The sequence below is a fragment of the Enterococcus sp. VV15 genome (assembly GCF_005236045.1).
Lineage (GTDB): Bacteria > Bacillota > Bacilli > Lactobacillales > Enterococcaceae > Enterococcus_B > Enterococcus_B durans.
In genome coordinates this window covers 1-1081 of record NZ_QPTY01000099.1, presented here as the reverse complement: position 1 = coordinate 1081, position 1081 = coordinate 1, and the positions used below count along the sequence as shown (strand labels likewise).

Below are 1081 nucleotides of genomic sequence, written 5' to 3'. Positions count from 1 at the left end.
GAAGAAGGATTTTCTGTTAAAGAAGTTAGCCTACAGCTAGAAGTTCACGCTAATAGCTTGTATCGATGGGTTCAAGAAGTTGAAAAATATGGAGAAAGTGCGTTCCCTGGAAAAGGGAGCGCACTTTTTGATGCCCATTATGAAATAAAGAAACTCGAACAAGAAAATCGTTACCTAAGAGAGGAATTAGACTTATTAAAAAAGTTCCAGGTCTTCTTGAAGCCAAACAAGAAGTAAGATTTCAGTACTTAAAAGAACACAAAAATGAGTTGAATATCCGGAGAGCTTGCCAGACATTGAACGTTTCAAAAGCTGGTTTTTATGAGTTCCTTAAAAGAAAACCATCCAAAAGAAAAAAAGAGAATGAACTCTTGAAAGAAGAAATCGCTACTATTTTTCAGGAACATCATGGAAGATATGGAGCGATTAGAATAACAAAAGTATTAAATAAAAAAGGAATTCTTGTTAATCGAAAACGTGTAGGAAAGCTTCTCCATCAACTTGGTCTTTATGCTAAAGGCAGTACCTATAAATACAAGTATTATAATCGAAAATCGCCCTCTCTTTCACGACCCGATCTTATTAATCAAACGTTTAAGGCAACAGAAAAAAATAAAATTTGGTTAGGAGACATTACCTACATCCCTCTGAAAGAAGGAACACTTTATTTATCTGTATTTATTGATGTCTGTACGAGAAAGATTGTTGGATGGTCTATGTCACCTAGAATGAAAGATCAATTAGTTGTGGATTCTTTTCTTCAAGCATTTGGAAAAGAGCAGCCTGGACCAGGATTGATTATTCACACGGACCAAGGCTCACAATACACAGGTACGAAATTCCAATCGGTGTTAAGAAAAAAAGAAGCACGCGCTAGTATGAGTCGAAAAGGAAACCCCTATGACAATGCCTTAATGGAATCTTTTTATAAAACGTTAAAAAGAGAGCTGATCAATGATGCTCAATTCAACGATATCGATCAAGCTCAAATGGAGATATTTAAATATATTGAAACTTACTATAACACAAAACGCATACACTCTGCCCTTGGCTATCAATCTCCTAGAGCCTTTGAAAAAAA

1 protein-coding gene is annotated in these 1081 nt (G+C 35.3%); it reads left to right on the top strand.

Going from position 1 to position 1081, the window contains the following annotated elements; genetic code table 11:
• A protein-coding gene (locus tag DVW83_RS14745; RefSeq protein WP_137239684.1) for an IS3 family transposase occupies positions 1-1081 on the top strand; the annotation gives its coding sequence in 2 pieces (ribosomal slippage) (positions 1-190 and positions 190-1081; 1082 coding nt annotated over the 2 pieces). This gene is flagged as partial in the annotation.